At 70.3% G+C, this 21,946-nt stretch carries 18 protein-coding genes; 14 read left to right on the top strand and 4 right to left on the bottom strand.

Annotated features, from left to right (window positions below; all coding sequences use genetic code 11):
* Nucleotides 1–706 precede the first annotated feature (706 nt).
* The 10 genes from VFV67_RS06605 (at nucleotide 707) to VFV67_RS06560 (ending at nucleotide 10,408) form a co-directional block, all read left to right on the top strand.
* A complete protein-coding gene (locus VFV67_RS06605; protein WP_326468029.1) occupies nucleotides 707–1,267 on the top strand; it encodes a hypothetical protein in 561 nt (186 codons plus the stop codon).
* Nucleotides 1,268–1,315: 48 nt separating this feature from the next.
* The gene (locus VFV67_RS06600; protein ID WP_326468027.1) at nucleotides 1,316–2,296 is read left to right on the top strand and encodes an ABC transporter ATP-binding protein; all 981 of its coding nucleotides are present in this window, start codon (nucleotides 1,316–1,318) and stop codon (nucleotides 2,294–2,296) included.
* A gap of 88 nt (nucleotides 2,297–2,384) precedes the next feature.
* Nucleotides 2,385–3,107, top strand: a complete 723-nt coding sequence (locus tag VFV67_RS06595) for an ABC transporter permease (protein ID WP_326468037.1) — start codon at nucleotides 2,385–2,387, stop codon at nucleotides 3,105–3,107.
* 96 nt (nucleotides 3,108–3,203) lie between these two features.
* A complete protein-coding gene (locus VFV67_RS06590) occupies nucleotides 3,204–4,007 on the top strand; it encodes an ABC transporter permease (protein ID WP_326468025.1) in 804 nt (267 codons plus the stop codon).
* Complete coding sequence (locus tag VFV67_RS06585; RefSeq protein ID WP_326468024.1) at nucleotides 4,004–5,206, top strand: MCE family protein; 1,203 nt, start codon at nucleotides 4,004–4,006, stop codon at nucleotides 5,204–5,206. The genes VFV67_RS06590 and VFV67_RS06585 overlap by 4 nt, the downstream gene beginning before the upstream one ends.
* Nucleotides 5,207–5,300: 94 nt before the next feature.
* Nucleotides 5,301–6,320: an MCE family protein gene (locus VFV67_RS06580; RefSeq protein ID WP_326468022.1), complete on the top strand. Its 1,020-nt coding sequence runs from the start codon at nucleotides 5,301–5,303 to the stop codon at nucleotides 6,318–6,320.
* A complete protein-coding gene (locus tag VFV67_RS06575) occupies nucleotides 6,317–7,309 on the top strand; it encodes an MCE family protein (RefSeq protein WP_326468021.1) in 993 nt (330 codons plus the stop codon). Before VFV67_RS06580 ends, VFV67_RS06575 begins: the two co-directional genes overlap by 4 nt.
* Nucleotides 7,309–8,322 (top strand): MCE family protein, encoded by a 1,014-nt coding sequence (locus VFV67_RS06570; protein ID WP_326468019.1) that lies wholly within the window; start codon nucleotides 7,309–7,311, stop codon nucleotides 8,320–8,322. The genes VFV67_RS06575 and VFV67_RS06570 overlap by 1 nt, the downstream gene beginning before the upstream one ends.
* Entirely contained in the window at nucleotides 8,319–9,359 is a 1,041-nt protein-coding gene (locus VFV67_RS06565) for an MCE family protein (protein WP_326468018.1), read from the top strand. The genes VFV67_RS06570 and VFV67_RS06565 overlap by 4 nt, the downstream gene beginning before the upstream one ends.
* Nucleotides 9,356–10,408: an MCE family protein gene (locus VFV67_RS06560; RefSeq protein WP_326468017.1), complete on the top strand. Its 1,053-nt coding sequence runs from the start codon at nucleotides 9,356–9,358 to the stop codon at nucleotides 10,406–10,408. Before VFV67_RS06565 ends, VFV67_RS06560 begins: the two co-directional genes overlap by 4 nt.
* A gap of 354 nt (nucleotides 10,409–10,762) precedes the next feature.
* On the opposite strand, the gene VFV67_RS06555 is transcribed toward VFV67_RS06560, so the two are convergent.
* Nucleotides 10,763–11,986, bottom strand: coding sequence for a helix-turn-helix domain-containing protein (locus tag VFV67_RS06555; RefSeq protein ID WP_326468016.1), 1,224 nt, complete (start codon nucleotides 11,984–11,986; stop codon nucleotides 10,763–10,765).
* 234 nt (nucleotides 11,987–12,220) lie between these two features.
* Here VFV67_RS06555 and VFV67_RS06550 point away from each other — a divergent pair, with 234 nt between their 5' ends.
* Entirely contained in the window at nucleotides 12,221–12,730 is a 510-nt protein-coding gene (locus tag VFV67_RS06550) for a SigE family RNA polymerase sigma factor (RefSeq protein ID WP_326468015.1), read from the top strand.
* The gene (locus VFV67_RS06545; RefSeq protein ID WP_326468013.1) at nucleotides 12,723–13,559 is read left to right on the top strand and encodes a hypothetical protein; all 837 of its coding nucleotides are present in this window, start codon (nucleotides 12,723–12,725) and stop codon (nucleotides 13,557–13,559) included. Before VFV67_RS06550 ends, VFV67_RS06545 begins: the two co-directional genes overlap by 8 nt.
* 4 nt (nucleotides 13,560–13,563) lie before the next feature.
* Here VFV67_RS06545 and VFV67_RS06540 read toward each other — a convergent pair whose 3' ends face one another.
* The gene (locus VFV67_RS06540; protein WP_326468011.1) at nucleotides 13,564–16,056 is read right to left on the bottom strand and encodes a PQQ-dependent sugar dehydrogenase; all 2,493 of its coding nucleotides are present in this window, start codon (nucleotides 16,054–16,056) and stop codon (nucleotides 13,564–13,566) included.
* A gap of 238 nt (nucleotides 16,057–16,294) precedes the next feature.
* On the opposite strand from VFV67_RS06540, the gene VFV67_RS06535 reads away from it, so the two are divergent.
* Complete coding sequence (locus tag VFV67_RS06535; protein WP_326468009.1) at nucleotides 16,295–17,938, top strand: cellulase family glycosylhydrolase; 1,644 nt, start codon at nucleotides 16,295–16,297, stop codon at nucleotides 17,936–17,938.
* A 426-nt stretch (nucleotides 17,939–18,364) separates the two neighbouring features.
* Here the strand turns inward: VFV67_RS06535 and VFV67_RS06530 are convergent, their stop codons facing one another.
* Nucleotides 18,365–19,843 (bottom strand): HAMP domain-containing sensor histidine kinase, encoded by a 1,479-nt coding sequence (locus VFV67_RS06530; RefSeq protein WP_326468007.1) that lies wholly within the window; start codon nucleotides 19,841–19,843, stop codon nucleotides 18,365–18,367.
* Entirely contained in the window at nucleotides 19,821–20,558 is a 738-nt protein-coding gene (locus tag VFV67_RS06525; RefSeq protein WP_326468005.1) for a response regulator transcription factor, read from the bottom strand. The genes VFV67_RS06530 and VFV67_RS06525 overlap by 23 nt, the downstream gene beginning before the upstream one ends.
* A 122-nt stretch (nucleotides 20,559–20,680) precedes the next feature.
* On the opposite strand from VFV67_RS06525, the gene VFV67_RS06520 reads away from it, so the two are divergent.
* Nucleotides 20,681–21,877: an NADH-ubiquinone oxidoreductase-F iron-sulfur binding region domain-containing protein gene (locus tag VFV67_RS06520; RefSeq protein ID WP_326468003.1), complete on the top strand. Its 1,197-nt coding sequence runs from the start codon at nucleotides 20,681–20,683 to the stop codon at nucleotides 21,875–21,877.
* Nucleotides 21,878–21,946 lie beyond the last annotated feature (69 nt).

Below are 21,946 nucleotides of genomic sequence, written 5' to 3'. Positions count from 1 at the left end.
GGCGCTGCCAGGCGCGGCAGCGCCGCCAGGCCGCCGCGGGCGCCGGCCGCGGGCCTGGCTGGAGCCCGCGGCAGCGGCCCGAACCCGCAACTCACTGGGCTGGAGTCGGAGATTCGCCGGGCCAGACCCGGGACTCGCCGGACCCGACCCGGCAACTCGCCGGCCCGGATCCGGGGACTCGCCGAATCAGACCCGGCAACTCCTCGGCCCGGACACGGGGACTCGCCGGATCGGAGCCGGCAACTCTTCGGTCCGGCTCCGGGACTCGCCGGCCCGGACGCGGGGACTCGCCGGATCGGAGCCGGCAACTCTTCGGTCCGGCTCCGGGTACTCGCCGCCGGACCGAAACCGGCAACTCGCCGGGCAAATGTAGTGGCGGTGTATGTGACGGGCCAACAAAGCGGGGGTGGAAAATTTTTGTTGGGTGATAACAAAGTTTGGGGGTGGTGCGCATTGGTGGGGATGGTGTTGTCCCTGCTGGTGACCGGTGGGTAACGTCGGCTGCCTTATGAAGGTGTCGTCCTCTCGTGCCGTTCGTGGCGTGATTTCCGCTGTTCTGGGAATGGTGGTCGCGGTGGGTACGTCGGTGGGGGTGGCGGCTTCGGCGGCGGGGGGACCGGGGACGGCGATGTGGGCGCGGGCGCAGCCGCCGGCTCCGGGGTTGCCGCCTGCGCCGGTGGACGGGAAGTGTCAGGGAAGCCCGTTGGTGGCGGCGAAGTTCGAGCTGACGGCGTTGTCCAGGATCGCCAAGTTGGGGTCGGACACGGCGATCACCGGGACGCTGATCGCCTGTGCGTACATCGGTGCGGGCGGGCTCGAGCAGCCGCTGGATGTGGTGGCCGCGGTCGATCTCGAACCTACGGTGGACGCCTACTTCGTGATTTTCCGGTTTGTTCCGGCTACCTCCACCGTGGGCTTTGCGCAGGAAGGGGTCGGCAGGGGGACGGCCCGGCTGGTGAACTTCAACCCCAACGACGTCGACACCGATGTGGTCCTCAACCTCTTCATCCAGCTGTCCAACGCCAAACAGGACGGGATCGACCTCAGGGTGGGGGACCGGTGCCGGACCGAGGTCTCCGCCGCGATCCGGTTCAAGGGGATCATCCATCCGGTCGCCGGTTCGGTGAGCAACCTCAACTCCACTTTCGAGATTCCCCGGTTCAGCGGGTGCGGTCAGGCGGAGGACCTGGACCCGCTGTTCACCGGACTGATCACCGGGCCGGACAACGACATCCGCACCACGCTCCGGTCGCTCGGACCGCCCTGATCGCCCAACCGCCGACAATCCACAGCAGCAGCGTCAGGAGAAGGCCGAATGGGTGTCGAGGTCGTGGTCGAGGGGCTGAGCAAATCCTTCGGCAAGCAGGCGATCTGGCGGGACGTGACGCTCACGCTGCCGCCCGGCGAGGTCAGCGTGCTGCTCGGCCCGTCCGGCACCGGCAAGTCCGTGTTCCTCAAGTGCCTGATCGGATTGCTCAAGCCGGACCGCGGCCGATGCGTGGTCGACGGGGTGGACATCGTGCACTGCTCGGAGCACCAGCTCTACCAGGTGCGCAAGCTGTTCGGCGTGCTGTTCCAGGATGGCGCGCTGTTCGGCTCGATGACCATCTACGACAACGTGGCCTTCCCGCTGCGCGAGCACACCCGGTTGACGGAGAGCCGGATCCGGCGTGTGGTCATGGAAAAGATGGAGATGGTCGGGATGCTCGGCGCCGAGCACAAGCTGCCCGGCGAGATCTCCGGCGGGATGCGCAAGCGTGCCGGCCTGGCCCGGGCGCTGGTGCTCGATCCGCAGATCATCCTGTGCGACGAGCCGGACTCCGGGCTGGACCCGGTGCGCACCGCCTATCTGTCCCAGCTGCTGATCGACCTGAACGCGCAGATCGACGCCACCATCCTGATCGTCACGCACAACATCAACGTGGCCCGGACCGTGCCGGACAACCTCGGCATGCTGTTCCGCCGCGAACTGGTCATGTTCGGCCCCCGGGAACTGCTGCTGACCAGCGACGAGCCGGTGGTCGAGCAGTTCCTCAACGGCCGGCGGATCGGCCCGATCGGCATGTCCGAAGAGAAGGATCAGGCCGTTGTGGACGCCGAGCTGGCGCACCACCGGGCCACCGTGACGGATTCGCTGCCGGCGATCGCGCCGCAGCTGCAACCAAGTCCGGGCCTGCCGCCCCGGGACGCGGTGCGGCGCAGGCGTGACCGGGTGCTGCGCAACCTGCACACCCTGCCGGCGCACGCCCAGCACACCGTGCTGGCCACGTTGCGCGCCGAGGAGGTGCAGTCATGACACCCCTTGGGTCAACCTCAGGTCGCCGCTGCGCCGGAGAGGCGGACCAGTGACCGCCGCGGTGGCGGAGTTCGGCCGGTTGTTCGCGATGGGCCTCGACGTGATCGTGGCCATGTTCAAGCGACCGTTCCAGACCCGTGAGTTCATCCAGCAGTTCTGGTTCATCGCCAGCGTTTCGATCCTGCCGGCGATGCTGGTGGCGATCCCGTTCGGCGCGGTGATCACGTTGCAGCTGGGCTCGCTGACCGCCCAGATCGGCGCGGAGTCGTTCAACGGCGCGGCTTCCGTGCTCGCGGTGATCCAGCAGGCCAGCCCGATCGTGACCACGCTGATCGTGGCCGGCGCGGGCGGTTCGGCGATGTGCGCGGACCTCGGCGCGCGCACGATCCGCGAGGAGATCGACGCGATGGAGGTGCTCGGGGTGTCCCCGATCCAGCGCCTCGTGGTGCCGAGGGTACTGGCCGCGATGGTCACCGCCGTGCTGCTCAACGGAATGGTCAGCGTGGTCGGCGTGGTCGGCGGCTACTTCTTCAACGTGATCGTGCAGGACGGCACGCCGGGCGCCTACATCGCCAGTTTCTCAGCGCTGGCACAGCTTCCGGACCTGTGGGTCGGCGAGATCAAGGCGGTGATCTTCGGGTTCCTGGCCGGGCTGGTCGCCTGTTACCGCGGGCTGAACCCGAAGGGCGGGCCGAAGGGCGTCGGGGACGTGGTGAACCAGTCCGTGGTGGTCACGTTCCTGCTGCTGTTCTTCGTCAACCTGGTGATCAGCGTGTTCTACCTGCAGCTCGTGCCGGCGAAGGGGGCGTGAGCGAGCTTGCGAGCGAACCAATTGGACACTGCCCCCGGCGCCGAGCCTGCGAGGCGGCGGGGGCGGCCAGTACCGAGCTTGCGAGGTGATGGCGTTATGGCCACCGCCGGCGGGTTGGAACGGCTGGGCGAGCAGTTCGGCTTCTACGTGCGCGCGCTGGCCTGGACCCCGCTGGCCGTGCGGCGCTACTCCCGGGAGATCGTCCGGCTGCTCGGCGAGGTCAGCTTCGGCAGCGGCGCGCTGGCCGTGATCGGCGGCACCATCGGCGTGATGGTCGGACTGTGCGTGTTCACCGGCACGGTCGTTGGGCTGCAGGGGTTCGCGGCGCTGAACCAGATCGGCACCTCGGCGCTGGCCGGGTTCGTCTCGGCCTACTTCAACACCAGGGAGATCGCGCCGCTGGTGGCCGCGCTCGCGCTGTCCGCCACGGTCGGCTCCGGGTTCACCGCGCAGCTTGGCGCGATGCGGATCTCCGAGGAGATCGACGCGCTCGAGGTGATGGCCGTGCGCAGCCTGCCGTACCTGGTCACCACCCGGATCATCGCCGGGTTCGTGGCGATCATCCCGCTGTACGTGGTTGGGCTGCTCACCTCGTACCTGGCCGCCCGCACGGTCACCGTGCTGTTCTACGGGCAGTCGGCCGGCACCTACGACCACTACTTCGGCCTGTTCCTGCCGCCGGAGGACGTGCTCTGGTCGTTCGTCAAGGTGCTGATCTTCAGCGTGGCCATCATCCTGACCCACTGCTTCTACGGCTACCGCGCCTCCGGCGGTCCGGCCGGAGTGGGTGTGGCGGTCGGCCGTTCGGTACGCACCGCCATCGTGCTGGTCAGCGTGCTGGACTTCTTCCTCAGCCTGGCGATCTGGGGCGCCACGACGACGGTGCGGGTGGCCGGATGAGCACCCGAACCCGCAACCGCGCGCTGGGACTGGTCTTCATCGTCCTGTTGGCGGCGTTGGGCGCCCTGGCGATCGCCATATACGACAAGGCGTTCGCCGATGATCGGCCGATCCTGCTGCACACCGATCGGGTCGGCAACCAGCTCAAGGCCAACGCCGACGTCAAGGTGCGCGGCATGGTGGTCGGCACGGTGCGCGAGGTGCGCACCTCGGGCACCGGCGTCGACGTGCTGTTGGCGATCGCCCCGGACAAGCTGGAACAGTTGCCGCGCAACGTCTCCGCCCGGCTGCTGCCCAAGACCCTGTTCGGCCAGCGCTACGTCAGCCTGGTCATCCCGGACGACCCGGCCGCCCGGCCGCTCGCCGCCGGAGACCGGATCCAGCAGGACACCTCGGTCGAGGCGATCGAGTTGGAGCAGGCGCTGCGCGACCTGCTTCCGGTGCTGCAGGCGGTGCAGCCGCAGAAGCTGGCCAGCACGCTGGGCGCGGTGTCCCGGGCGCTGGAGAATCGCGGCGAGCCGCTCGGCGAGACGCTGGTCGCCCTGGACTCCTACCTCGGCCAGCTCAACCCGACGATGCCGCGGTTGCAGGACGACATCAAGAAGTTCGCCGACACGCTGGCCACCTACTCGACGGCCGGCCCGGACATCATCGACGCGTTGTCCGACCTGACCACGACCAGCCGGACCATCTCGGAGCAGCGGCAGAACGTCAGCGACCTGTTCAGCACGCTCACCACCGCATCCGGGGACCTGGAAGGGTTTCTGCGGGCCAACCGGCAGAACATCATCGGCCTGGCCGACGTCAGCCGGCCCACCCTCGAGGTGCTGGCCAGGTACTCCCCGGAGCTTCCGTGCCTGTTCGAGGCGCTGACCACACTCAAGCCGCAGCTCGGCCGCGCGCTCGGGGTCGGGACGAACGAGCCCGGCCTGCACATCGAGTTGACCGTCAAGCCGGCCCGCACCGGCCCGGGCGGCGCGGTGCCACCGCCGCGCAGCGGCCCGCGCTGCTACCCGACCGCCGTCGCCGGCCAGACCACGCCGTCCGCGGCGCCGTCGATCGCCAACACCCCAGAGGAGAACCGGTTCCTCACCGAGTTGCTGGCGCCGGTGCACGGCGTTGCGCCGGCCGACCTGCCGGGCTGGAGCAGCCTGCTGGTCGGCCCGCTGTTCCGCGGTGCGGAGGTGACGCTGCGATGAGCGAGCTTGCGAGCGAATCATCAGACACTGCCCCGGCGCCGAGCTTGCGAGGCGGCGGGGTCGAGCGGCACCGAGCTTGCGAGGTGCGGATCCGATGAGGGGAATGCTCGTCCCACTGCTCAAGGGCCTGGTGTTCACCGTGGTGACCGTGCTCGCCACGGTGCTGCTCGCGGTCACGATCGCCAACCGCGGCCGCGGCGACGAGGTGGGCTACCGGGCCCGGTTCTCCGACGCCACGTCGGTCAACCCGGGCGACGACGTGCGCATGGCCGGCGTGCGGATCGGGCAGGTGGACCAGGTGCGGGTGGTCGACCGCAGGTTCGCCGAGGTGGAGTTCTCCGTCGACCGCAACCGAAAGCTGCTCGCGTCGGTCAGCGCGACGATCAAGTTCCGGAACCTGATCGGCCAGCGGTACATCGCGCTGGACCAGGGTGCCGGCGACCCGAACGCGGTGCTGGTACACGGATCGCTGATCCCGATCGAGCGCACCCGCCCGGCGCTGGACCTGACCGCGATGCTCAACGGGTTCAAGCCGCTGTTCCAGGCGCTGTCCCCGGACGACGTCAACAAGCTGTCCTTCGAGATCGTGCAGGTGCTCCAGGGTGAGGGTGCGACGGTGGACAGCCTGTTGCGGCACACCGCATCGCTGACCTCCACGCTCGCCGACAAGGACCGGGTGATCGGGCAGGTGATCGACAACCTGAACGTGGTGCTGGATCAGGTCAGCTCGCGCGGCGACAAGCTGTCCAGCCTGATCAGCACCACCCAGCAGCTGGTTTCCGGTCTGGCCAAGGACTCCGAGCCGATCGGCGAGGCCATCGAGGGGCTGGCCGCGCTGACCAGCAGCACCGCCGGCCTGGTGGCCGACGGCCGGGAACCGCTGCGCAGGGACATCGACGCGCTGGGTGACCTGTCCAAGAACCTGGCCGACGGAACCCCGGCGTTCGAACGGTTCCTGGCCAACCTGCCGATCAAGTTCGAGGCGATCGGCCGGACGGCCAGCTACGGCGGGTGGCTGAACATGTTCCTGTGTTCGGCGTCCTCGGACGCCCCGCCGGCACCCGGTGGCGGTCCGGTCGGCGTCCCGCTCACCGAGGCACGGTGCCGGCGATGAAGAAGTTCCGGGAGCGCAATCCGGTCCGGGTCGGGACGGTCGGCGGCCTGCTGATGGCCGCGATAGGTCTGGCCACGTTCTATTACGAGGAACTGCCGGTGATCGGCGGGGGCACCACCTACACCGCGGAGTTCGGCGAGGCGGCCGGGCTCAAACCCAACGACGAGGTGCGGGTGGCCGGCGTGAAGGTCGGCGAGGTCACCGGCGTGGAGCTGGACGGCGACCACGTGCGGGTGACCTTCCGGGCGAAGAACGTCTGGCTGGGTGACCAGACGGTGGCCGCCATCAAGATCAAGACGCTGCTCGGCCAGAAGAATCTGGTGCTCGATCCGTTGGGCGACAGGGAGTTGGACCCGGACACGCCGATCCCGAGGCAACGCACGATCACCCCGTACGACGTCAACGACGCGTTCGGCGACCTGGCGAAGACCGCGTCGGCGATCGACCCCGACCAACTCGCGCAGAGCTTCCGCACCCTGTCCGCCACGTTCACCGCCACCACGCCGAAGCAGGTGCGGGAAACGCTGGACGGCCTCGCCGAGCTGTCCAGGACGATCTCCTCCCGGGACCAGGAACTGAAGAAGCTGTTGGACAACACCGGTTCGGTCAGCCGGACCATCGCGGACCGCACCGCGCAGATCGAGGCGCTGATCTCCGACGGCGGCGTGCTGCTCACCGAGATCAACCGGCGGCGGGACGCGATCAGCGCGCTGCTGACCGGAACCCGGGACCTGTCCCGGCAGCTCTCCGCCCTGGTCGCCGAGAACCAGGCGCAGCTCGGCCCGGCCCTGCAACAGCTCGACCGGGTCACCGATGTGCTGCAACGCAACCAGGACAACCTGGACCGCAGCCTGCGGCTGGCCGGCCCGTTCTACCGCCTGGTCGGCAACGGGCTGGCCACCGGCAGGTGGATCGACACGTACCTGTGCGGGCTGGTCGCGGCACCGGGCGGCGGATGCGTCCCACCGAAGCCAGGAGGAGGCCGGTGATGGCCGCGATCAGGTCCCGAACCCGGCTGCTGCGCGGGCTGGCGCTGGTTGGCGTCCTCGCCGTGGTCGCCGCCACGGTCACCTGGATGCTGGTCCGGGACGCCCGGGACACCCGATTCACCGCCTACTTCACCGCGGCGGTTGGCATCTATCCGGGCTCGGACGTGCGGGTCCTCGGGGTGGCCGTTGGCACGGTGAAATCCGTTGAGCCGCAGGGAAAGCAGGTGCGGGTGACGATGTCGGTGGACAACGACGTGCCGCTGCCGGCGGACGTCAGCGCGCTGGTGGTCACCCCGAGCCTGGTCAGCGACCGCTACGTGCAGCTCGCCCCGGTCTACACCGAGGGACCGCGACTCGCCGACCACGCGGTCGTTCCGGCCGACCGCACGGCCGTCCCGGTCGAGCTGGACGAGCTGTTCACCAGCCTGGACAAGCTCACCACCGCGCTCGGACCGGACGGCGCCAACGCGGACGGCGCGCTGAACGAGCTGCTGGACAGCGGCGCGGCCACCCTGGACGGCAACGGAAAGCAGCTCGGCGACATGGTCCGCGAGCTGGGCAAGGCGGCGCACACGCTGACCGGATCGCAGGACGACCTGTTCTCCACCGTGGACAGCATCCAGAAGTTCACCACCATGCTGGCCGAGCACGACCGGCAGCTGCGCGTGTTCAACGACCAGTTGGCCGGCGTGAGCCAGTTCCTGGCCGGCGAACGGGAGGACTTCGCCGCCGCGCTCGCCGAGCTGGCTTCGGCCCTCGGCACCGTGCAGGGCTTCATCCAGGACAATCGTGCCCGGATCAAGTCCAATGTGGACAAGCTGGCCGGCACGACCCGGTTGCTGGTCGAGCAGCAGGCGTCGCTGTCGGAGGCGCTGGACCGGGCACCCGGCGCGCTGACCAACCTGCTCGGCGCCTACGACCCGGCCCGCGGCAGCATCGACGTGCGGGCCAACCTCAACGAGTTCAGCCTGGTGCCGCCGCCCCCGCTGCCGGCCACCGGGGGTGCCCGATGATGATCCGCCGGCTCGCCCTGACACTGGTCGTGACGCTGGCCACCGGGTGCAGCGCGTTCGGTGGCGTGTACGACGTGCCGCTGCCCGGCGGCGCAGACGTCGGCGAGCACCCCTACCGGGTCACCGCGCACTTTCGGGACGTGCTCGACCTGGTTCCGCAGTCCGGGGTGAAGGTGGCGGACGTCGCGGTCGGCCGGGTGGAGCGGATCGAACTGGCCGAGGACGGCCGCAGCGCGGCGGTGACCATGCTGATCAACGGGTCGGTTCGGTTGCCGGCCAACGCGATGGCCCGGCTGCGCCAGTCCAGCCTGCTCGGCGAGAAGTTCGTCGAGCTGGACTCGCCACCGAACCCGGTGACCGCGCGGCTGGCCGATGGCGCGGACATCCCGCTGGAGCGCACCAACCGCAACCCGGAGATCGAGGAGGTGTTCGGCGCGCTGTCCATGCTGCTCAACGGGGGCGGTGTCGGCCAGCTTCAGCAGATCACCCGGGAGCTGAACAAGGCGTTGGAGGGCAACGAAACCGAGGTCCGGTCGCTGCTGACGAACGTGGACACGTTCACCGGTGGGCTGGCCGCGCGCCGGGACGACATCGTCCGGGTGCTCGACGGGCTGGACCGGCTGTCCGCCTCGTTCGGCGGCCGCAGCAAGGACATCGCCGGTCTGCTGGACAATCTCGGCGGTGGCATCAAGGTGCTGGCCGACCAGCGCGAGGCGTTCGTGCGCATGCTCACCGCGCTCGACACGCTCTCCGGAGTCGCGGTCGACACGGTGAACCGCAGCCGGGACGATCTGGTTGCCGACCTGCACGCGCTGGAGCCGACCCTGCGTCAGCTCGCCGACTCCGGGCAGAACCTGCCGCAGGCAATGGAACTGCTGCTCACCTTCCCGTTCCCGGATGCGGTCCTGGACGGCATCAAGGGCGATTACCTCAACGTGTACCTCACCGTGCACACCAACACGGCGGCCGGGCCGCGACCGGCGGCGCTGCCGATGCCGCTGCCCACCGTGGACTCCTCGGGAGGTACCGGCCGATGATCAGCAGAACGGTTCGGCTGCAGGTGCTCGTGTTCACGGTGATCGCCCTGGTCGGGGTGACGTTCGTGGGCGCCAACTACGCCCGGCTGGACGAGCTGTTCGGTGCCGGCGGCTACCTGGTGAAGGTGCGGATGCCCGACTCCGGCGGGATCTTCACCAACGCCGAGGTCACCTACCGCGGAGTGGCCATCGGCCGGGTGGGGGAGCTGCACCTGACCGCCGACGGGATCGAGGTGGATCTGCGGATCGAGGACGGCAGCCCGCCCGTTCCGTCCGATGTGGACGTCGCGGTCGCCAACCGGTCCGCGGTCGGCGAGCAGTACCTGGATCTGCGGCCGCGCCGGGACGGCGGACCGTTCCTGGTCGACGGCGCGGTGGTGCAGCAGTCCCGGACCACGCTGCCGCTGCCGGTCGAGCAGGTGGTGCGCAACCTCGACCGGCTGGTCGCCTCGGTGCCCGAGGAGGATCTGCGCACCGTGGTGGACGAGCTGTATGACGCCACCCAGGACACCGGCCCGAGCCTGCAGGTGCTGCTCGACTCCACGGCGAGCTTCACCAACCTGGCCACCGAGCACCTCCCGCAGACCTTGCGACTGATCACCGACGCCGGACCGGTGCTCACCACCCAGATCGAGCAGTCCGAGGCGATCAAGTCGTTCGGGGCCAACGCGAAGCTGATCGCCGAACAGCTGCGGACCTCCGACGCGGACCTGCGCAGGCTGTTCTCCACCGGGCCGGCGGTGGCTCGGCAGGTGACCGGTCTGATCCGGGAGACCGGGCCGATGCTCGGGGTGCTGCTCGGCAACCTGCTGACCACCTCGACGGTGCTGCTCACCCACAAGGACGGGGTCGAGCAGTTGCTGGTGGTCACCCCGGCGGCGGTGTCGGCGGCGTCCAACGCGATCGGGCCGGGCAGCACCGAGGTCGGCCTGTCCACCACGTTCTTCACCCCGCTGCCGTGCACCGCCGGCTACGAGGGCACCCGCTACCGCAACGGCCTGGACACCTCGCCCGCGCCGTTCAACTCCCAGGCGCGGTGCACCCGCTGAGCGCCGGAACCGGAGTGCAGCGCGCCGCGCCGCCGCGCGGCGCGGCCGCCGCGCAGCGGCGGCGGCGCGTTGAGCGGGCTGAGTGTCGGAACCGGTTCACTGCGGCGCGGTGGGCGGGCGCGGTCCCGTCGGCCGGATCTCGCTCGGTCCGCGACTCGGTCTGGAGTCGGCGACTCGTCGGCCCGGAGCTGGGGACTCGCTGGTTCGGAGCTGGGGACTCGCTGGTTCGGAGCGGGGGACTCGCTGGTTCGGGGCCGGGGACTCGCCGGGGTGGCCGGTTGGTGTCGGCGAGTTGCGGGTTGCGGCACGTGAGTCGCGTTGTCGGGTGCGGTGAGTCGCTGGTTCCGGTTCCGGTCAACTCCCGGGCGCGGTGAACCCGCTGAGCGCCGGCACCCGGCGGGCGCGCAGGGCCACCTCGAGGTCGAACCGGACCTGTGGGTCGTCGAGCCGGTCACCGAACAGCTGCTCGATGCGGCGCAGCCGGTAGCGCACGGTTCGCGGGGGCACGCCGAGGATCTGGGCGATCTCCGCGGTGCCGCGCCGGCTTTCCAGCCACGCCAACAGGGTCTCGCCGAGCTGGTCGCGCTCCGGCGCGGCCAGACCGGCAAGCGGGGCCAGCGCCCGGTCGCTCAACTCCTTGAGCAGGAACGGATCGTGCAGCAGCCAGAGCGCGGACATGTGCTCGTCGAACCGGGTCAGCGGCACGTCCGGCAGGATCCCGCGCTCGACGAACCGCAGCATCCGGCCGGCCCAGCGCAGCGAGTCGCACGCATGGGCCAGCGTCACCACCGGCCCGGCCGCGGCCCGCAACACCGGCAGCCGCAACGTGATCTCGTCCAGCAGGTCCAGGTCGGTCTCGGCGAGCAGCAGGCAGGGGTCGGCGCGCTCGAGGTCGGCCAGCATCCGGCGGTCCACCCCGGGCCGCTCCACCTCCTCCTCACGGATCCGCAGCGCGACCGCGACCACCCGCTCCGGCGGCGGCCAGCCGGCCTGTTCCGCCGCCCGATCGAGGCCCTCGGCCCTGGTCAGGATGGCGTCCAGCAGCGTCCGGCGCCTGCGGTCGAGCGCTCCGGCGGCGCGGGCCTGCGCGGCGACCAGACCCGCGATCGACTGCGCGGAAAGCTCGCCGGTGTAGGCGAAGATCGCCTCGGCGAGCAGGCCCAGCGTGGGCAGCGGCACCCCGGCGGCCTGGCCGATCCGGGACATGTGCCGCCAGGCCACCCGCGCGCCGGCCCGGTAGGCCGACTGCAGCGAGTCCAGCACCGCACCGTCCGGCGTTTCGTGCAGCCCCAACTGATACAGCAACTCGGCCTGGTCCTGCTGAGCGGCGGCCGGGTCCTCCAACCGGTCGATGAACTGCACCACCGCGCGCTGGATCGCCATCACGATCAGAGCGGTCGAGTCGTCGGCCGGCACGGGGGACAGGGCCGGAGCTCCGCAGCGCAGTTCGCGCAGGATGTCCTCGGTCAGTTCCACCACGCCGGGCCGGAAAAGTGCACCGAGCTCGCGCGGCAGCTGGGACCACAATCCCGCGGATCCGGTGGAAAGCAGGGAATCGAAAGCAATTCGTTCCGCCACCGTCGGGCTCCGTTCCTGGTCGATCGCCGCCCGGCTCGGAATCTACCCGGGGCCTGTGCGGGGTGGAATCGTTCCGGCCATGTGGCATAACCATCCGGGCGGATTGACGAGAAAGGTGCCAAAAATCGGTGGGCAACTGTTCGACGGTGATAGTTGTGCCGATCGCCGGGTGCGTGCAACCTCAACCGGGTCCGCGGGCGTGACTACCTCGTACCGCACGGCGGAGGAGAACGGATGAGCGATCGCGACACCGAGTTCGTGGCGTACTTCGCGTCCCGGGCGGATGCCATGCGCGGCACGGCGTACCTGCTGTGCGGCGACTGGCACCGCGCGGAGGACCTGACGCAGGCCGCGTTCGTCAAGCTGTACCTGGCCTGGCGCCGGATCTCCCGACACGACGCGCTGGACGCCTACACCCGGCGGATCCTCGTCCACACCTTCATCTCCGATGGCCGGCGCGGGTGGTTCCGGCGCGAGCAGGCGGTCGACGCGTTGCCCGAACCGCCTCCGACCGGTCCGGCGGCTCCGGAGGACCGGCAGCTGTTGCTGGCCGCGCTGGCCGGCCTGCCGCCGAGGCAGCGGGCCGTGCTGGTTCTGCGGTACTGGGAGGACCTGTCGGTCGAGGAGACCGCCAGGCTGTTGAGGTGTACGACCGGGACGGTGAAGAGCCAGGCCGCGCGGGGGCTGCAGACGCTGCGCGGCCGGCTCGTCAGCCGGGAAAGTGAGAGCAGAACCCATGGATGAGCACGAGTTCCGCGGCGCGCTGCGCGGCGTCATGGTGGCCGGCAGCCCGCCACCGCCGATGGACCCTGGCGCCGCACTGAACGCCGCCCGCCACGCGCGCCAGCGGCGCCGCACCATGCTGACCAGTTTCGCCGTCGTGCCGGCGATCATGGCGATCACGGTCGGCGCCATGCTGTCCACCTCGAACGGCTACTCCCGGGATGACGCGTCCGGGCCGCCGACCGGCGACACCGAGACCGTGTGGCCGACCGGCCCGGACGGCCAGCCGCAGCAGGACCGCACCGCCACCGCCGGTCCGCGAGCGGATCAGGCCGTGCGACTGGAGACCGAGCTGGCCGCCGCGGTGCCGCCGGGCGACCTGTCCGTGCTGCCGGAGCAGCCGCCGCCATGGCCGGTCACGGTCGGGCCGCTGCGGTCCCGCCAGGCGCAGTTCGAGGAGCGGGTGGACGGCCGCGAGATCTGGAAGTACGAGACCTACCTGACCGTCATGACGGTCGAGAAGCAGACCGGCAGGCTGTTCGCGCGCGTCCACACCGCGGGCAACAGGCTGCCGGACGACCCCTGCCAGGCCGCCAGGACCCTGTGGGTCACCGGCGACCTGGTGTGGGGGTGCGAGCAGACCTCGGACAATTCGGCGGTGGTCACCGGAGAGCCCGGCCAAGCCGAGTTCGACCAGTGGGCGTACTACCGGCACCCGGACGGCACCGCCGTGTTCGTCGCGCAGGCCCGAGAGATCAGGGGCAGTGGATACCGGGCGCTCGACGAGCAACCGCTGACGCGCGATCAACTCGACGCGGTTGCCGCCGAGACCCGGTTCCACCTCGACTGACGGGTCAGCCGACCGTGCAGGCGGTGCCGTTGAGCGCGAACGCGGTCGGCGATGCGTTCGTGCCCGAGTAGGTGCCCTGGAAGCCGAAGGACTGGTTGCCGCCCGGGGAGATCGTGGCGTTGTGGCCCACGTTCCGGGCGGTGACCGCCGCGCCGTTCTGCGTGGTCTCGGCGTTCCACCTGTTGGTGATCTGCTGGTTGCCCGGGAAGGTGAAGGTGAGCGCCCAGCCGTTCACCGTGCTGGTGCTGTTGTTGGTGATCGTGATGTTGGTGGTGAAGCCGCCGGGCCAGGTGTTGGGCACGTAGCTCACCTGGCAGCCGCCCGGGGGTGGCGGAGGCGGCGGAGGCGGCGGCGGGGGTGGCGGCGGCTCGGATCCGAACGTGATCCGCACGATCCGGTCGTCACCGGCCCGCGGGGTGCCGCGACCGTCGGTGTTGTTGGTCATCAGCCACAGCGACCCGTCCGGCGCGTTGGTGATCATCCGGAGCCGGCCGAGGCTACCGTTCAGGAACGCCACCGGGTTGCCGTCCGGTCCGCCGTTGAGTACCGGGACGCCCCACAGGCGTTGCCCGCGCAGCGAAGCGAGCCAGACGGTGTTCGCGGCGAAGGCGATGCCGGACGGGGACGCCTCGGCGGGGCTCCATTGCGCGATCGGGTCGGCGAAGTTGGGGTTGCCGGCCCGGCCCTCGACCGTCGGCCAACCGTAGTTGCGCCCGGCCTGGATGAGGTTCAGCTCGTCCCAGGTGTTCTGACCGAACTCGCTGGCCCACAGCCGGCCGGCGCCGTCGAACGCCAGACCCTGCACGTTGCGGTGGCCCATGCTCCACATCCGGTTCCCCGCGGTCGGGTTGCCCGGTGCGGCGGCGCCGGTCGCGGTGACCCGGAGAATCTTGCCGCCGAGCGAGTTCGGGTTCTGCGAGTTGGCCGACTGGCCGGCATCCCCGGTGGCGATGTAGAGGTTGCCGTCCGGGCCGAACGCCAGCCGGCCGCCGTTGTGGATCGTCGCCTTGGGAATGCCGGAGACGATCACCTGCGGCGTGCCGAGGGTGGTGTTGAACGGCATCCGCACCACCCGGTTGTCGTTGGCGGCGGTGAAGTACGCGTAGACGAACCGGTCGGTGGCGAAGGTCGGCGCCACGGCGAGGCCGTGCAGGCCGCCCTCACCACCGGGCACCACGCCGGGAACGGTGCCGATCGTGGTGACCGTGCCGTTCGCGATCTGCTTGATCTGTGCGGTGTTGCGCTCGGAGACCAGCGCGGAGCCGTCCGGCAGGAACGCCAGACCCCATGGTGAGGCCAAGTTGGTCGCTATCGTGCCGGCCACGGTGGGCGTGGGTGGCACGGCCTGGATGCCGAACTCGCCGGACGGGGCGGCGCCGGTCCCGCACGGGGTGCCGTTCAGCGTGAACGCGGTGGGCGACGCGTTCGTGCCGCTGTAGGTGCCCTGGAAACCGAAGGACTGGTTGCCGCCGGGGGAGATCGTGCCGTTGTGGCCGACGTTGCGGGCGGTGACCGCCGCGCCGTTCTGCGTGGTCTCGGCGTTCCAGCGGTTGGTGATCTGCTGGTTGCCGGGGAAGGTGAAGCCGAGCGTCCAGCCGTTGATCGTGCTGGTGCCGTTGTTGGTGATGGTGACGTTGGTGGTGAAGCCGCCGGGCCAGGTGTTGGGCACATAGCTCACCTGGCAGCCGCCCGGGGGTGGCGGGGGCGGCGGCGGGGGAGGAGGTGGTGGCGGGGGCTGGTTTCCGGTGGTGACCGAGAAGGAGTTCACCGTCAGACCGGCGCCGCCGATCCACGGCTCGAAACCGGCCTGGATGCTGGTGAGGAACCAGGACCGTTGGGCGAAGCCGCGGTTGACCGCGTCACTGTAGATGGTGTTGACGTTGAAGTTCAGCGAGTTGGTCGGCGAGGTACGCACGTAGGACACGACGTTCCAGCCGACGTTGCCGAACCAGACGTCCCAGGTCGCGCCGAGCAGGCTCACCGAGGCCACCCGGGATCCGATCGGCTGGATCGAACCCTGGCGGTTCAGCCAGATCATGATCTCCGCGCCGGTGTTCTGGCCGTTGGTGCGCGCGGTGGGGTCGAACCAGATGTCGTAGGCCGCGTTCCAGGTTCCGGCCGACGGGTAGCTCATGGTCACGCTGGTGTTCAGGCCGGCGAAGGCGCTGGTGCTGGCCTGGACCGGCAGGCCGCTGCCGGACGTGCAGTTGCCGAAGTGGCAGCCGAAGTAGACCGACGGGTAGGCGGCCGGAGCGCCGTTGGTCGCGTTGTTGTGGTTGGCCTGCGTGACGGTGAAGCCGGACGCGGTGGTGTCGACACACTGTGCGGTGTCCGCGCCCCAGACGTTGTTCTGGACGTTGTACCGTCCACTTTGGATACTCAGGGTTCCGAACTTCTCGCAGGTCACGACCGCGTGAGCGGGCTGGGCAGCGACCACGACGGTCATCCCCCCGACCAGCACGCTCACGGCCATGACGGCCTGGATGAGACGCCTCATTGCAACTCCTCGTTGACTTGCAGGCTGCGGAGATCCCAGACTGGGAGCGCTCCCAGAGGGGCTCTCTCATAGTTACCCAAGCGTCACGCCATGGCAACACCGGTCCCGGGCCGTTGGACGAACCGGTTCACGAAACCGGCTCGATCTTTCGGCCTACCTAAGGGCTAGCACATGCTTAACCGGTTGTGTTAGCTTGCTCCCGGGTCGCCGTCGCGTGGAGCGCGACGGAAGGTTGATCGTGAAGAAACGAACCACATTCGCGACCGCGACCGTGCTCGCTCTGCTCGCCTCGCTGCTGGTTCTCGTGCAGCCTGCAGCAGCTGCGGTCGGGCTTCGGGTCAACGGCACGCGGATCGTCGAGTCCAACGGCAACACGTTCGTCATGCGCGGCGTGAGCCATCCCCACATCTGGTTCCCCCAGCAGACCAGCTCGTTCGCCGCCATCAAGGCGACCGGCGCCAACACCGTGCGCGTGGTGCTCGGCAGCGGGCAGCGGTGGGGGCCGAACACCGCCAGCGACGTGTCCAACGTCATCGCGCTGTGCAAGCAGAACCGGCTGATCTGCGTCCTGGAGGTGCACGACACCACCGGGTTCGGCGAGGAGGGCGCCGCGGCCTCACTTGACCAGGCCGCGAGCTACTGGATCAGCATCGCCAGTGCGCTGATGGGTCAGGAGAACTTCGTCGTCATCAACATCGGCAACGAGCCGATGGGCAACAACCAACAGGTCAGCTCGACCTGGGCGACCGCGACCTCGAACGCGATCACCCGGTTGCGCAACGCCGGGTTCGATCACCTGATCATGGTCGACGCGCCGATGTGGGGCCAGGACTGGCAGGGCATCATGCGCACCAACGCGGCGACGGTGTTCAACGCCGACCCGGACCGCAACACCGTGTTCTCCGTGCACATGTACGGCGTCTACGACACGGCCGCCGAGATCAACGACTACCTGAACACGTTCCAGACCGCCGGCCTGCCGCTGGTGATCGGCGAGTTCGGGTTCAACCACTCGGACGGTGACCCGGACGAGAACACCATCATGGCGCAGGCGGTGACCCGCGGCGTCGGCTACATCGGCTGGTCGTGGAGTGGAAACGGCTGCTGCGTCGAGTATCTCGACATGGTGACCGGCTTCAACCCGGCCCAGCTGACCCCGTGGGGTGAGCGAATCATCAACGGTGCCAACGGAATCCGCAGCACCTCCCGGGAGGCCACGATCTACGGTGGCAGCGGGCCGCCGGACACCCAGCCGCCGACCACCCCCGGCACCCCCACCGTGGGTGCGGTGACCGCCACCAGCGTCGCGCTGACCTGGACCGCGTCCACCGACAACAATGCGGTGACCGGTTACGAGGTCTACCGGGCCACCGGCGCCAGCGGTGGCACGTTCGCGCTCATCGGCACCTCGGCGACGAACTCCTTCACCAGCACCGGACTCACCCCGGCGACCACCTACCGCTTCAACGTCCGCGCCCGCGACGCCGTGCCCAACTTCTCGGCGAACTCGGGCACCGTCTCCGCCACCACTCAACAGGGCGGCGGCACCGGCACCTGCCGGGTGACCTATTCGGCGTCCAACTGGGGCGGCAGCAGTGGCTTCACCGCCAACCTCACGGTCGCCAACACCGGCACCACGGCGATCAACGGCTGGACGCTCGCCTTCACCTTCCCCGGCGGACAGCGGGTGTCGCTCCCCGGCTGGAGCGCCACCTGGGCCCAGGCCTCGGGTAGCGCCGACGTCACTGCGGTTCCCTTCGACTGGAACCGCAACCTGGCCCCGAACACGTCGACCGGCATCGGGTTCAACGGCACCTTCTCCGGCACCAACACCGCCCCAACCACCTTCACCCTCAACGGAGCCACCTGCACCACCGGCTAACTCTCCACAGGGGAAACGGGTTCCGTCCGAGCGGCCCCCGGCCTCTCGGGCGGAACCCTCCTGACCTCTTTCCCCCGCTCGCCAGCCCACCACCGAATTCTCGGTTCCAGCACCCGAGTTCTCGGTTCCAACATGCGAGTTGCCGGGTTCCCATTGAGGCGGTCGCGCCGGCCCGCAACCGACAACTGATCAGCCCGGAACCGGGGACTCGCCGGACCGGAGCCGGGGACTCGCCGGACCGGAGCCGGGGACTCGCCGAGGTTGCCGGGCGTTGTCGGCGAGTTGCCGATTGGGGCAATCGAGTTGCTAGCTCGGGTACCTGAGTTGCCAGTGAGGACCATGTCGCGGCTTGCCGCGATGTCCTTCCAACCAAGGACATCGGGGAGGCGCGGATTCCTTGGGAGCAAAGGGATCGGTTGGTGGCTCTCAGAACGGCAGCGTCACGGTGAACACCGTGCGTCCCGGCACGCTGGCCACGTCGACGGTGCCGTGATGTGCGGCCACCACGCCGGCGACGATGGACAGGCCGAGGCCGGTGCTGCCGGCGGCCCGGGAGCGTGAGTCGTCGCCTCGGGCGAAGCGTTCGAACACGTCGGGCAGCAGCGCGGCCGGAATTCCCGGTCCGTCGTCGGTGACCGTAAGGATTGTACTGTCCTTTGTGGAGGATAGGGCGGCGGTGACAGTGGTACCGGGCGGTGTGTGGGTTCGGGCGTTGCCGAGCAGGTTGACCAGAACCTGGTGCAGGCGCTGCGGATCGCCGGTGACGATGACCGGTTCGGGCGGGATCTCCAGGCGCCAGTGGTGCTCCGGACCGGCCACCCGCGCGTCGCTGACCGCGTCCACCACCAGCCGGGACAGGTCGGTCTCGACCGCCGCCAGCGGCCGGCCGGCGTCCAACCGGGCCAGCAGCAACAGGTCCTCGACCAGGGTGGTCATCCGGTCGGACTCGGACTCCACCCGGCGCATCGCGTGCGCCACGTCCGGGGGCACCGCCGCCAGGATGCGCCGGGTCAGCTCGGCGTAGCCGCGGATCGCGGCCAGCGGGGTGCGCAGCTCGTGCGAGGCGTCGGCGACGAACCGACGCACCCGGGTCTCGCTGGCCTGCCTGGCCTCCAGCGCGTTGCCGATGTGACCGAGCATCCGGTTGAGCGCGGCGCCGACCTGTCCCACCTCGGTGTGCGCGTCGGTGTCGCCGGCCGGCACCCGCACCGACAGCGCGACCTCGCCGCGGTCCAGCGGCAGCTCGGCCACCCGCCCGGCGGTGGCGGCGACCCGGCGCAGCGGCCGCAGCGTGCGCCGGACGATGAGCGTGCCGGCGCCGGCCGCCGCGAGCAGCGCGGCCAGCGAGACACCGCCGAGGATCAGGCCGACGTTCCACAGCGTGTCGTTCACCGGGGCCATCGGCAGCCCCAGCATCAGCTTGTCGCCCGGCGGCGTCCGGAACGCCCGGACCCGGTAGTGCCCGAAGCCGGCGACGTCGACGTCGTGGGTCCGGCCGTCGATCGGGATCACGGCGAGCTGCGCCCGGCCCTCGGTGCTGATCTCCGCCCGCCCCCCGTCATCGGTGGAACGCTGGGCGAACCGGGCCGTGCCATCGATGAACAGGGCGGCCAGCGTGCCGGGGCCGTGGCCGGGGGAGTCGAGCGGGTTCGGCGGCGAGCCGGGCGGCCGGGCACCCCCGGGCCCACCCGGTTGCCGGCCGGGCGGTCCGACCGTCAGCCCGTTGGGGGACCGGTTGCCCGCCGTGGCGAGCTCCTTGTCGAGCTGCCGGATCAGGTACGACCGCAGGGCGAACTCGGCGCCCAAGCTGATCACGAGGGTGACCGCGGCCACCACGGCGACGAGCTGGGCGGTCAGCTTCGCGCGCAGTGACCACCGGCGCTCACCCCGGGGGCTTGAGGACATAACCCGCGCCCCGCCTGGTGTGGATCATCGGTGCCCGGCCGGCGTCGATCTTCTTGCGCAGATAAGAGATGTACAGCTCGACGACGTTGGCCTGCCCGCCGAAGTCGTAGCTCCACACCCGGTCGAGGATCTGCGTCTTGGACAGCACCCGCCGAGGGTTGCGCATCAGGAAGCGGAGCAGTTCGAACTCGGTTGCGGTCAGCGTGATCGGCTCGCCGGCGCGGTGCACCTCACGGCTGTCCTCGTCCAGGGTCAGGTCGCCGACCACCAGCTTCGCGCCCGCCTCCGCCTCGGTGACGCCGGTGCGGCGCAGCAGCGCGCGCAGTCGCAGCACGACCTCCTCCAGGCTGAACGGCTTGGTCACGTAGTCGTCACCGCCCGCGGTGAGCCCGGCGATCCGGTCCTCGACGGCGTCCCGGGCGGTCAGGAAGAGCACCGGCAGCCGGGGCGCGTCGGCCCGCATCCGGCGCAGCACCTCCAACCCGTCGAAGTCCGGCAGCATCACGTCGAGCACCACCGCGTCCGGCCGGAACTCGCGGGCCTCCCGCACCGCGCCCCGGCCGTCCGCGGCGCTGCGCACCTCCCACCCCTCGTAGCGCAGGGCCATGGTGATCAGCTCGGCCAGCGTCGACTCGTCGTCCACCACCAGGATCCGCACGGGCGAACCGTCCGGCCGGCGTAGCTCCGTGCGGGCGGGCGCACTCACGATGGTCACGATCCTCAATCGTCGGGTGCCATTCTGTGCGTTTCCTGTGTATCACCTGTGTGCCCCGGGCTCACAGGTTCGCCGAGGGGTACGCACAGCTCGTTCACAGGCTCGGCCGCGACCCTGTCGGTATGGCGTATGCGGTCACCACGAGGACGTCGCGGCTGCTCAGCGCCGCCTCGTCCACTTTGGACGAACATGCCGGGCTGGTCGGCGCGCTGCCCTGGCGCGGCGGGGTCGGCCGGTTGATCGCGGACGTGCAGGCCGCCGGGTTGACCGGCCGCGGCGGTGCGGGTGCCCCGACCTGGCGCAAACTGGCCACGGTCGCGACCACCGAACGGCCGGTCGTGGTGGCCAACGCGGCGGACAGCGAGCCGGCGTCGGCCAAGGACGTGACCCTGCTGACCCGGTGCCCGCATCTGGTGCTCGACGGCCTACAACTGGCGGTGGAGACCGTCGGGGCGACCGCGGTCTATCTCTACGTCAAGCCGGGACCGGCCGCCGGCAAGGCCCGGGAGGCGCTGGCCGAGCGGGCCGCCAAACGCTGGGACCAGTTTCCGGTCCGGGTGGTGGAGGCCGAGGAGTCCTTCGTGGCGGGGGAGGAGTCGGCGGTGCGGGCCCGGATCGAGGGACCGTGCGCCCGGGCGTTCCCGCGTCGCCGGCGCCACGTGCGCCCGGTGCTCGACGGCCGCGCGCTGCTGGTGCAGAACGTGGAGACGCTGGCCCATCTCGCGCAGATCGCCCGGCACGGCCCCGGCTGGTTCCGCCGGCTGGGCACCGCGGCCGAGCCGGGCACGTTCCTGACCACGGTCAGCGGGGCGGTCGCCCAGCCCGGGGTCTACGAGGTGCCGATCGGCATCCCCGCGTCGGACCTGATCCGGCTCGCCGGCGGAACCCGGGGCCGGCCGCGGGCCGTGCTGCTCGGCGGCTACCACGGAACCTGGCTGCCGGCCGCGACGCTGGGTGACGCGCCGCTTTCCCGGGCCGGGCTCGGGTCGCTCGGCGCCGGGCCCGGAACGGGTGTGGTCGTGCTGTCGTCGGCGGCCCAGTGCGGGCTCGCCGAGACGGCTGGGATCGTTCGATACCTTGTGGCGCAACGCACCCGGCAGTGCGGGCCGTGCCGGACCGGGCTGCCGGCGATCGCCGCGCGGCTCGAGGATCTGGTGCACGGGCGGGGCGAAACCCTGCCGCAGCTGGCGTCCCTGGTCGCCGGCCACGGTGCGTGCCGGCACCTGGACGGCGCGGCGAACCTGGTGCGCAGTGCCCTGGTCGCCTTCGACCGGGAGATCGGCCTGCATCGGCGCTCGCTGTGCTCGGCACCGGACTGAGAAATTCGGTTGGCGATCGTGCCGGCGTTGCCTACCGTGCAGGTCGTGCACTTCTGCTTCGTGATGCCG

The sequence above is a fragment of the Actinophytocola sp. genome (assembly GCF_035762905.1).
In the GTDB taxonomy this organism is placed as follows: domain Bacteria; phylum Actinomycetota; class Actinomycetes; order Mycobacteriales; family Pseudonocardiaceae; genus DASYTH01.
This window is presented reverse-complemented; position numbering and strand designations above follow the sequence as displayed.

What these genes read in the sequence shown, in the direction of transcription:
- VFV67_RS06575 (WP_326468021.1), top strand. Translation starts at nt 6,317, where the DNA reads ATGAAGAAGTTCCGGGAGCGCAATCCGGTCCGGGTCGGGACGGTCGGC.
- VFV67_RS06580 (WP_326468022.1), top strand. Translation starts at nt 5,301, where the DNA reads ATGAGGGGAATGCTCGTCCCACTGCTCAAGGGCCTGGTGTTCACCGTG.
- VFV67_RS06595 (WP_326468037.1), top strand. Translation starts at nt 2,385, where the DNA reads ATGGGCCTCGACGTGATCGTGGCCATGTTCAAGCGACCGTTCCAGACC.
- VFV67_RS06600 (WP_326468027.1), top strand. Translation starts at nt 1,316, where the DNA reads ATGGGTGTCGAGGTCGTGGTCGAGGGGCTGAGCAAATCCTTCGGCAAG.
- VFV67_RS06560 (WP_326468017.1), top strand. Translation starts at nt 9,356, where the DNA reads ATGATCAGCAGAACGGTTCGGCTGCAGGTGCTCGTGTTCACGGTGATC.
- VFV67_RS06585 (WP_326468024.1), top strand. Translation starts at nt 4,004, where the DNA reads ATGAGCACCCGAACCCGCAACCGCGCGCTGGGACTGGTCTTCATCGTC.
- VFV67_RS06570 (WP_326468019.1), top strand. Translation starts at nt 7,309, where the DNA reads ATGGCCGCGATCAGGTCCCGAACCCGGCTGCTGCGCGGGCTGGCGCTG.
- VFV67_RS06565 (WP_326468018.1), top strand. Translation starts at nt 8,319, where the DNA reads ATGATGATCCGCCGGCTCGCCCTGACACTGGTCGTGACGCTGGCCACC.
- VFV67_RS06520 (WP_326468003.1), top strand. Translation starts at nt 20,681, where the DNA reads ATGGCGTATGCGGTCACCACGAGGACGTCGCGGCTGCTCAGCGCCGCC.
- VFV67_RS06545 (WP_326468013.1), top strand. Translation starts at nt 12,723, where the DNA reads ATGGATGAGCACGAGTTCCGCGGCGCGCTGCGCGGCGTCATGGTGGCC.
- VFV67_RS06590 (WP_326468025.1), top strand. Translation starts at nt 3,204, where the DNA reads ATGGCCACCGCCGGCGGGTTGGAACGGCTGGGCGAGCAGTTCGGCTTC.
- VFV67_RS06530 (WP_326468007.1), bottom strand. Translation starts at nt 19,843, where the DNA reads ATGTCCTCAAGCCCCCGGGGTGAGCGCCGGTGGTCACTGCGCGCGAAG.
- VFV67_RS06550 (WP_326468015.1), top strand. Translation starts at nt 12,221, where the DNA reads ATGAGCGATCGCGACACCGAGTTCGTGGCGTACTTCGCGTCCCGGGCG.
- VFV67_RS06540 (WP_326468011.1), bottom strand. Translation starts at nt 16,056, where the DNA reads ATGAGGCGTCTCATCCAGGCCGTCATGGCCGTGAGCGTGCTGGTCGGG.